General features: G+C 72.8%; 11 protein-coding genes. 7 read left to right on the forward strand and 4 right to left on the reverse strand.

Annotated elements, in window-relative coordinates:
- Window positions 1-3 precede the first annotated feature (3 nt).
- The 6 genes from ACTHMF_RS10650 to ACTHMF_RS10675 are packed head-to-tail and all read left to right on the forward strand — an operon-like array spanning window position 4 to window position 2,734.
- Window positions 4-429 (forward strand): DUF6916 family protein, encoded by a 426-nt coding sequence (locus ACTHMF_RS10650; protein WP_440317437.1) that lies wholly within the window; start codon window positions 4-6, stop codon window positions 427-429.
- The gene (locus ACTHMF_RS10655) at window positions 429-893 is read left to right on the forward strand and encodes an N-acetyltransferase family protein (RefSeq protein WP_440317439.1); all 465 of its coding nucleotides are present in this window, start codon (window positions 429-431) and stop codon (window positions 891-893) included. Before ACTHMF_RS10650 ends, ACTHMF_RS10655 begins: the two co-directional genes overlap by 1 nt.
- Window positions 890-1,186 (forward strand): DUF6916 family protein, encoded by a 297-nt coding sequence (locus tag ACTHMF_RS10660; protein ID WP_440317441.1) that lies wholly within the window; start codon window positions 890-892, stop codon window positions 1,184-1,186. The genes ACTHMF_RS10655 and ACTHMF_RS10660 overlap by 4 nt, the downstream gene beginning before the upstream one ends.
- A complete protein-coding gene (locus ACTHMF_RS10665; protein ID WP_440317442.1) occupies window positions 1,183-1,695 on the forward strand; it encodes a phage tail protein in 513 nt (170 codons plus the stop codon). Before ACTHMF_RS10660 ends, ACTHMF_RS10665 begins: the two co-directional genes overlap by 4 nt.
- 15 nt (window positions 1,696-1,710) lie before the next feature.
- Window positions 1,711-2,208: a phage tail protein gene (locus tag ACTHMF_RS10670; RefSeq protein ID WP_440317444.1), complete on the forward strand. Its 498-nt coding sequence runs from the start codon at window positions 1,711-1,713 to the stop codon at window positions 2,206-2,208.
- Window positions 2,209-2,215: 7 nt separating this feature from the next.
- Entirely contained in the window at window positions 2,216-2,734 is a 519-nt protein-coding gene (locus tag ACTHMF_RS10675; protein ID WP_314148436.1) for a phage tail protein, read from the forward strand.
- Between the two features lie 21 nt (window positions 2,735-2,755).
- Here the strand turns inward: ACTHMF_RS10675 and ACTHMF_RS10680 are convergent, their stop codons facing one another.
- Window positions 2,756-4,924, reverse strand: coding sequence for an ATP-dependent Clp protease ATP-binding subunit (locus tag ACTHMF_RS10680; protein ID WP_314148437.1), 2,169 nt, complete (start codon window positions 4,922-4,924; stop codon window positions 2,756-2,758).
- 158 nt (window positions 4,925-5,082) lie between these two features.
- Here ACTHMF_RS10680 and ACTHMF_RS10685 point away from each other — a divergent pair, with 158 nt between their 5' ends.
- A complete protein-coding gene (locus ACTHMF_RS10685) occupies window positions 5,083-5,430 on the forward strand; it encodes a hypothetical protein (protein WP_440317447.1) in 348 nt (115 codons plus the stop codon).
- Between the two features lie 6 nt (window positions 5,431-5,436).
- On the opposite strand, the gene ACTHMF_RS10690 is transcribed toward ACTHMF_RS10685, so the two are convergent.
- From ACTHMF_RS10690 to ACTHMF_RS10700, 3 genes are read right to left on the reverse strand one after another with little or no spacing between them, the layout of a single operon-like run.
- Window positions 5,437-7,506 carry a cytochrome c oxidase assembly protein gene (locus ACTHMF_RS10690; RefSeq protein ID WP_440317448.1) on the reverse strand — a complete coding sequence of 690 codons (2,070 nt, stop codon included), beginning with the start codon at window positions 7,504-7,506 and terminating at the stop codon, window positions 5,437-5,439.
- The gene (locus ACTHMF_RS10695) at window positions 7,503-8,195 is read right to left on the reverse strand and encodes a copper resistance CopC family protein (RefSeq protein WP_440317450.1); all 693 of its coding nucleotides are present in this window, start codon (window positions 8,193-8,195) and stop codon (window positions 7,503-7,505) included. The genes ACTHMF_RS10690 and ACTHMF_RS10695 overlap by 4 nt, the downstream gene beginning before the upstream one ends.
- Window positions 8,192-8,935: a YcnI family copper-binding membrane protein gene (locus ACTHMF_RS10700; RefSeq protein WP_440317452.1), complete on the reverse strand. Its 744-nt coding sequence runs from the start codon at window positions 8,933-8,935 to the stop codon at window positions 8,192-8,194. The genes ACTHMF_RS10695 and ACTHMF_RS10700 overlap by 4 nt, the downstream gene beginning before the upstream one ends.
- Window positions 8,936-9,079: the final 144 nt, after the last annotated feature.

Consider the following 9,079-nt stretch of genomic DNA (forward strand, 5'->3'; position numbering starts at 1 on the left):
CCCGTGCCCGAGGTGTCGCGCCGTGCCGTGATGACGTCCACGCTGGGCGGTCTCGGCGTCGCCGTCGCCGCCGCGTCCCTGCCCGCCGCACCCGCGATCGCCGGGCTGCTGTCCGCCGACGCCCCCGCCGCCGAGGCCCAGCCGCTGCGCTCGCTGTTCGCCCCGCACGTCGGCCGCACGTTCCGCGCCGCCGACGGCGACCGGGTGCTGACCCTGACGCTCGACGCGGTGAACGACCTGGCGCCGGACGGCGCGCCCGGCGACGACTACCGGTTCGTCCTGCTGTTCTCCGGCCGCGGCAGCACCGCAGCGGACGGGATCTACACGCTCAGCCGCTCGGGTGTCCCTGCGGTCTCCCTGTTCCTCAACCCGGTCGGCCCGCACGGCACGACGCGCACGATGCAGGCCGTCGTGAACCGGACCGCCTGATGGCCCTGCGCACCGTTGAGCTGCGTCCCGCGACGGACGCCGATGCGCCGTTCCTGCGCCGGGTCTTCCTCGACGTGCGCCGCGACGAGTTCCCCGGCGTGCCCGCTGCGGAGCTCGACCCGATCCTCTCGTTGCAGTTCCGTGCACACGCGGCGGAGCGCGACGCGCGGCACCCGCACGCCGAGACGTCGATCATCCTGGACGGCGGGGAGCCGGTCGGCACGGTCACCGTCGACAGGGAGGGCACGCGCCTGCACCTGGTCGACATCGCCGTCCTCGGCGAGCACCGCGGCCGCGGGATCGCCTCCACCGTGCTGGCGGGGCTCGTCGGCGACAGCCAGCACGTGACGCTGTCGGTGTGGGCGCTGAACGCCGGGGCGCGCCGGCTGTACGAGCGGCACGGCTTCGCCGTCGTCGCCGAGCAGTTCGGCTACGTCCTGATGGCGACCGGGGTGGACGGATGAGCGCGTACGACCGCTGGGCCGGCGCGGCGGGCGCGGAGTTCGAGGCTGTGACCACGGACGGGGACCGGCACCGCTTCGTGCTCACCGAGGTGACGCAGGCGCGGCGCTCGAACGGCTGGCTCGCCTTCTCCCTGCGCTTCGACGCGGCCGCGGACGCGCCCGTCGAGCAGCAGACCTACGAGCTCACCGGGGCCGGGATCGCCGAACCGGTGTTCCTCGTGCCGATCGGCCGCACCGCAGACGGCCTGAGCCTGGAGGCGGTCTTCACCGTGCCCGACGAGGAGGAATCATGAGCGACCCCTACATCGGCGAGATCCGGATGTTCGCCGGCGCCTTCGCGCCGCAGGGCTGGGAGTTCTGCCGAGGTCAGCTCCTCGCCATCGCGCAGAACGACGCGCTGTTCAGCCTGATCGGCACCTACTACGGCGGCGACGGCGTCAACACCTTCGGCCTCCCCGACCTCGGCGGCCGGTTCCCGCTCGGCGCCGGGCAGGGCAACGGCCTGCCGAACTACGTTCTCGGCGAGACGGGTGGGGCGGACCAGGTCACCCTGATCGGACCGCAGCTCCCGGCGCACAGCCACGCCGTCCAGGCGGCAGGCTCCGCGACGACGACGAGCGCGGCGGGCGCCTTCCCCGCGGGCTGGGCGGACGTGCCGTACAGCTCGACCGTCCCGTCCACTCCGCTCTCGCCGCAGCAGCTCGCTCCCAGCGGCGGCACGCAGCCGCACGAGAACCGCCAGCCGTACCTCGCCATGAACTTCATCATCTGCACGTCCGGCATCTTCCCCAGCCGTCCCTGAATCGAGGAGCACCCGATGGGAACACCCTTCCTGGGCGAGATCCGCCTCGTCGCCTTCACGTACGCCCCGCAGGGCTGGGCGCTCTGCTGGGGCCAGACCCTGCCGATCAACCAGAACCAGGCGCTGTTCGCGCTGCTCGGCACCACCTACGGCGGCAACGGGCAGACGACGTTCCAGCTGCCCGACCTGCGCGGCCGGGTTCCCGTGCACAAGGGATCCGGTCACACCCTCGGCGAGATCGGCGGGGAGCCGACGCACACGCTCACCCTGGCCGAGCTCCCGCAGCACACGCACGGACTCTCCGTCGCCGCCGCCGCGACCGCCACGACCCCGAGCACCGCGACCGTGCTCGCCCAGCCGGGCAAGGCCGCGTACGCCCCCGCCGCCTCCACAACGCTGTCGGCCGCCACGGTCGCGCAGGCCGGGGGCTCGCAGCCGCACCAGAACATGGCGCCGTACCTGGCGCTCAACTACGCCATCGCCCTGCAGGGCATCTTCCCGTCCCAGAACTGAGGCCGCCGTGTCCGAACCGTTCCTCGCCGAGATCCGGCTCGTCCCGTTCACCTTCGCCCCGACAGGCTGGGCGTTCTGCGACGGTCAGCTGCTGCCCATCGCCCAGAACACGGCGCTGTTCGCGCTGCTCGGCACCACCTACGGCGGCAACGGCATGTCGAACTTCGCGCTGCCGAACCTGCAGGGCCAGGTCGCGCTCGGCACCGACGCCTGGGGGGACTACCCGCTGGGGACCTCGGCGGGCGCGGAGTCCGTGTCCCTGCTGACCTCGGAGATGCCGGCGCACACCCACACCGTCCAGGTGACGGCCGCCGCAGGCACCACCGGCAACCCGACAGGCGCGTCGTTCGCGATGCCGCGGGTCGGCCGCACGCCGGAGGCCGCCTACGGGGGCGCTCCGGCGGTCCCGCTGCACCCGGCCGCCATCGCTCCCACCGGTTCCGGGCTGCCGCACAACAACATGCAGCCCTACCTCGTGCTGAACTACATCATCGCGATGCAGGGGGTCTTCCCGCCGCGGCCGTGAGACCGCGGCGGGAGGGAACCACTACTCCGCCTCGTCGCGCACGGGCGCGACGCTGAGGCGGTCGCCGCTCGGGTCGAGGTCCACCCGCACCAGGTCGCCGTCGCGGATCTCGCCCGCGAGCAGCGCCGTCGCCAGCCGGTCCTCGATCTCGCGCTGCATCAGCCGGCGCAGCGGCCGCGCACCGTAGATCGGGTCGTAGCCGCGCTCAGCCAGCCAGCGCCGCGCGTCCGGCGTGACCGCCAGCTCCAGCCGGCGCTCCTCGAGCCGCCGCATCAGCCGGTCGATGTTCAGCTCGACGATCTCGCCGAGCTCGTCCTGGCTGAGCGCGGAGAACACGACGATGTCGTCCAGCCGGTTCACGAACTCCGGCTTGAACGCCTGCCGCACCATCTGCAGCACGGCCTCCTCGCGCTCGGTCTCGTTCAGCGTCGGGTCCACCAGGTACTGGCTGCCCAGGTTGGAGGTGAGGATGAGGATCGCGTTGCGGAAGTCGACCGTGCGGCCCTGGCCGTCGGTGAGCCGGCCGTCGTCGAGCACCTGCAGCAGCACGTCGAACACCTCGGGGTGCGCCTTCTCCACCTCGTCCAGCAGGATCACCGAGTACGGGCGACGGCGCACGGCTTCGGTCAGCTGACCGCCCTGCTCGTAACCGACATACCCGGGAGGCGCGCCGACCAGGCGCGAGACGGAGAACTTCTCCCCGTACTCGCTCATGTCGATGCGCACCATCGCCTTCTCGTCGTCGAACAGGAAGGCGGCGAGCGCCTTCGCCAGCTCCGTCTTGCCGACACCGGTCGGACCGAGGAACAGGAACGAGCCGGTCGGGCGTCCGGGGTCGGAGATCCCGGCGCGCGTGCGGCGCACCGCGTCGGCGACCGCCTGCACGGCCTTCTTCTGACCGATGATGCGGCGGCCGAGCTCGTGCTCCAGGTGCAGCAGCTTCTCGGTCTCGCCCTGCGTGAGCCGGTCGACCGGGATACCCGTCCAGGCGGCGACCACGGCGGCGATGTCGTCGGCGGTGACCTGCTCGTTCACCATGCGCGGGTGGTCGGGGTGCTGCTCGGCACGCTCGGCCTCCGCGAGCTCGCGCTCGATGTTCGGGATGGTCTCGTACTCGATGCGGGACGCCTCCTGGTAGCGGCCGTCGCGCAGCGCCAGGTCGCGCTGGGTCTTGGCCTCGTCCAGCTGCGAGCGCAGCTCGCCGACGCGGTTCAGCGACGCCTTCTCGGCGCGCCAGCGCTCCTGCAGCTGTTCGAGCTCGTCCTCCTGCTCGCGCAGCCGCTGCCGCAGCTGCTCCAGGCGCTCCTTGCTGGCGTCGTCCTTCTCCTTCTTGAGGGCGAACTCCTCCAGCTTCATCCGCTCCACCTGGCGCTGCAGGGTGTCGATCTCGACCGGGGCGGAGTCGATCTCCATCTTGAGCCGGCTGGCCGCCTCGTCGATCAGGTCGATCGCCTTGTCCGGCAGCTGCCGCGCGGTGATGTAGCGGTTGGAGAGCGAGGCCGCCGCGACCAGGGCGGAGTCCTCGATGGTCACGCCGTGGTGCGCCTCGTAGCGACCCTTGAGCCCGCGCAGGATGGCGACGGTGTCCTCCACGCTCGGCTCGCCGACGTACACCTGCTGGAAGCGCCGCTCGAGCGCGGCGTCCTTCTCGATGAACTCGCGGTACTCGTTGAGCGTGGTCGCGCCGATGAGGCGCAGCTCGCCGCGCGCGAGCATCGGCTTCAGCATGTTGGAGGCCGCGACCGACCCCTCGCCGCCGCCCGCGCCCATGAGGATGTGCAGCTCGTCGACGAAGGTGATGATCTGGCCCTCGGCGTCGTTGATCTCCTTGAGGACGGCCTTCAGCCGCTCCTCGAACTGGCCGCGGTACATCGCGCCGGCCACGAGGGCGGACAGGTCGAGCGAGACCAGCTGCTTGCCCTTGAGCGAGTCGGCGACGTCCCCCGCGACGATGCGCTGGGCGAGGCCCTCGACGACGGCCGTCTTGCCGACGCCGGGCTCGCCGATGAGCACCGGGTTGTTCTTGGTCCTGCGGGTGAGCACCTGGCTGACGCGCCGGATCTCGGCGTCCCGCCCGATGACCGGGTCGAGCTTGCCGCTCTTGGCGATCTCCGTGAGGTTCACGCCGTACTGTTCGAGCGCGCTCTTGGCTTCCTCCTGAGTGGAGGGCGCGCCCTGCATGTTCGCCATACTCTGAAGTCCTTTCCACGTCTTCCGACAGAGTTGAGTCTACTTAGCTCAACTTTGCTCGCGCGACGGGTATTCCAGGGCTCAGGCTACCCGCGACGCCGGGCCCGCGGGAGGCCCGGCGGCTCCCGGGACCGGCGCCCCGCGGTACCCTGAACCCCATGGTCGACCCGATGGACGTCCACGTCGTGCTGCTGGACAGCGCGACCGCCGCCGCCCTCTCGCAGATCCTGCCGCTGCTGCTGCTGACCCTGATGGTCGAGTTCCGGCGGGTGGAGCTGCACCGGCGCGGGCGCATCCGGGTCACCCGCACGCTGCTCGGACTGTTCTTCCTGGTGTTCGGCGTCATCGAGACGGTGCTGGTGCTCTCGATCGACGGGACGCTCATCCCGTTCGCGTGGAGCGACCTGGCCGCCGCGCTCGTGATCTTCGGCCTGCTCGGCGTGCTGTTCGCGCTCTCGCTGCTGGACGCGCCCGGCGCCAAGAAGCGCAGGCACGACGAGCGCTGAGCGGCCTCACTCCCTCCGGCTGAGCCGCGCCAGCCGCTCGTTGTACGCGCGCAGCTCGGCGTCGCCGTCGCGCTCCGCCTGGCGGTCGAGGCGGCGGGCGGCGCGCTCGTCCGAGGACACCCAGCGCGCCACAACGAGCAGCGCCACCAGCACCATCGGCAGCTCGGACGCACCCCAGGCGACACCGCCGCCGACGTGCTGGTCGGCGAGCAGCGCGGCGTCGTCCGTCTGCCCGAGCGCGTGGTACCAGTCGGCCGCGAGCACGCAGCCGCTCTCCATCAGTGCGACCCCGAAGAACGCGTGGAAGGCCAGGGTGGCCAGCATCACGATGAACAGGATCGGGTAGGCGGGACGCGGCGGCCCGGGATCGATCCCGATGAACACCCAGAAGAACAGGTAGCCGCTCAGCAGGAAGTGCACGCACATCAGCACGTGCCACTGGTGGCTGAACATCGCGGACTGGAACGCCGGCGTGAAGTAGAACACCACGAGGCTGCCCGCGAAGATCACCCCCGCGACGACCGGACGGGACAGGAACCGCAGATAGCCGGAGTGGGTGAGCAGCAGCAGCCACTCCCGCACTCCCATGCTGCCGTCGTGCCGGGCGGGCAGCACGCGCAGCGCGAGCAGCACGGGACCGCCGAGCACGAACAGGGGAGGCGCGAGCATCATCAGGCCCATGTGCTGCACCATGTGGGTGCTGAAGTGCACGAGCCCGTACACGGCGGCGCCCCCGCTGGTCAGCCAGACCAGTGCGACGCAGCCCGCGAGCCACGCGATCAGGCGGTGCACCGGCCACGGGTCGCCTCGCCGGCGCAGCCGGACGAACGCCCAGACGTACAGCCCGGCGAGCACCGCGGCGAGCGCGAGCCACACCCAGTCGATGTGGGACACCGTCAGTATCCGCTCCACCGTCACCGGCGGCGGGTACGGGAAGCCGAGCAGGCCCTCGCGCGCCTCGTCGCCGGTGAGCGGCTGCTGCGAGACGGGAGGCGCGCTGCGGGACAGCCCGACCGAGACGCCGACCGCCAGCGCCATGAACACGATCTCGGCGGTCGCGAACGCGGCGAACGCCCTCCGGTCGGCGGGGTCGCGCCGCAGTCGCGGGATCACGCGCCTGCGCTGCAGCGCCCCGGCGATCCCGAGCAGCACCAGCACGGCGGCCTTGACCAGGATGAGGATGCCGTACGGCTTCAGCAGGTCGGAGGGGGAGGCCAGCCGCAGGGACGCGTTCACGACACCCGAGAACGCGACCGCCGCGAACGCCCAGCCGGCGAGCGTCGAGTAGCGCGCGACGGCGGCGGGGAAGCCCCGCTTCATGGTCGTCCGCAGCAGCAGCAGGGCGAGCAGGCCGCCCGCCCACAGGGTCACGCCGACCAGGTGGACCGCGAGGCTGTTGACCGCGTTCGCGTGCTCCGAGGAGCCCGCGGCGTGCCCGGAGAGCGCGAGCGGCAGCAGCGCGAACACGGCGAAGCCGAACGCGACGCCCGCGGTGGTGATCCGGTGGGCGAGCGCCGCGACCACGGCCGCGACGAGCACCGCGACGGCGGAGACGACGAGCGACTGACCGAGCTCGACGCCGAACAGGAACGTGCCGAGCGTCGGCCAGAACAGCGCGTCCGCCGGCTGCACGCCCGAGACGCTCACCCCGGTGAGCAGGAGCACGGCCAGCGCGCACGCGAACCAGGCGGCACCCGCCCAGCCCGCCCACCGCGTCGCCCGGGACTGCGCCCAGCCGAGCATCCCCGGCCGCTTCGTCTGCCCCGGCGCGAGGAACGCGGCGACCGCCAGGAAGCCGACGGTCGCCGTCGCCGCGATGTCGTGCAGGGTGCGCGCCACCGGCAGGCCGTACGTCACGAGGTCGCCCGGGTCCAGTAGGGCGGTCCCGGTGAGGAAGGCACCGGAGAACACCATCGCCAGCAGCGCGGCGGCGACGGCGAGCGGCACGCACAGCAGCACCAGCAGCGCCGGAACGCTCACCGGGGGCAGCCGCAGCTCCTGCTCGCGGAACGCCGCCTCACCGGGGGCGCCCGCGTCGTTCGGGTCGACCCGGGTGCCGCCGGTGCGGGCGCTCATTCGTCGTCCTCCTCACGGGACGGCTCCCGGGCGGGCCTGCCGGACGGGGCGCTTCTGCGCGACCGGCGCGCGGTGAGCACCACCACCAGCACGCCGACGGCGGCGAGCACGACGATCCCGACGGCGATCCCGATCACGAGCCCCACGGCGTCGTCCTGCTTCGCCGCGGCCGGAGCGGGCGTCGAGGTGCCGGCCGCCGCCGGCTGTTCCCTCGCCGCCCCGCAGCCGGGACGGTCGGGGCTGCCCTCGCTGCGGGCGGCGCCGGCCGGTGCGCGGTAGTCGAAGACCAGCGAGTCGGACACGGTGTGCCCGTCCGCGGACACGATCTGCCACTCCACCGTGTAGCGGCCGTCCTGGCCGAGCGCGACCGGGGCGGAGACGGTGCGATCGGCGATGCTCGCGCATCCCGTCTCGAAGTGCCGGCCGTTCGCGGCGGTCACCTGGACGAGCGCCGACGAGCCGTCGCCGCTCAGGTCCAGGACGCGATCGTTGAAGGTCAGGCTGACGCGGTCGAGGGGGACGGTCTGCACCGAGCCCGCGGCGGGCGAGCTCTCCACGAGGTAGTCGTGGGCGCTCGCCGCGACCGCGGGTGCGAACGCCAGCGCTGCCGCCGCGATCGCACCCGCGGCCGCAGCGGCCGCCGTCCTCCACGACCGCGCGGGACGGGCGTCCCGCGCGGCCGCGCTCACTTGCCCGCGCCCTGCGCCGGGCGCCCGCGCCGGGTCGCGGCGAACACCGCGACCACGAGTGCGATCGCGCCGAGCGCCAGCCCGCCGATGCCCAGGCCGATCGCGGCGGCAGCGGCAGCCGGGGAGGCGGATGCCGGTGCCGGCTCTGCGCCGGGCGTCGCGGCGACGCTCGGCACGGCGGAGTCCTCCCCCGCCGGCGGGGCCTCGGTGATGTAGACCGTCGGCGCCGGGTGCTCCGGCTCCGCGCCGGACGCCGGGGTCTTCTGGTCCCAGTCGACGACGGTGCCGTCCGAGTAGTACTGGTGGGTCGGCAGCAGGATGCTCCCGGTGTCCGGCATCGCGCCGGCAGAGATGACGAACTGCTGGAACTGGCCCGGCGCGATCTGCACGCCGGAGCCGGCGGTCCAGACCACCTTCACCGGCGCCTCCGTGATGGTGCCGGTGTCCGTCTTCACCGGCTTCGGCAGCGTCTCGGAGACGACCTGCGTCGTCCAGCCGGCGACCGGCTGGTACGAGACCGAGGTGAGCGGCGTGTCGGTGGGCAGGTCCACCTCCAGCTTGACCGTTCCGGCCTTCGCCGACTCGTTGGGGACCTTGAAGGTCAGGGTGGAGTAGCCGCCGACGGAGGCCTGGTCGGGGTCGACGTGCACGTGGGCGCTCGCCGCCAGCGGGGCGGCGAGGGCGAGCGCGACGGCCGCGACGGAGGCGACGCCGGCGCGCGTGAGGAAACGCGTGTTCATGGGATGTCCGATTCTCGGCCGATGCACGGCCGGATGAGGGGATGGGGATGGCACCTCGGCGCGGGCGCGCGACGGCGCCCCGACGCGGAGGCGATGCGTCCTCCCCGCCGCCGACGAACCGTCGCGGACGCCGTCCACCCACCT

The sequence above is a fragment of the Leifsonia sp. genome (assembly GCF_051955155.1).
Classification (GTDB): domain Bacteria; phylum Actinomycetota; class Actinomycetes; order Actinomycetales; family Microbacteriaceae; genus Leifsonia.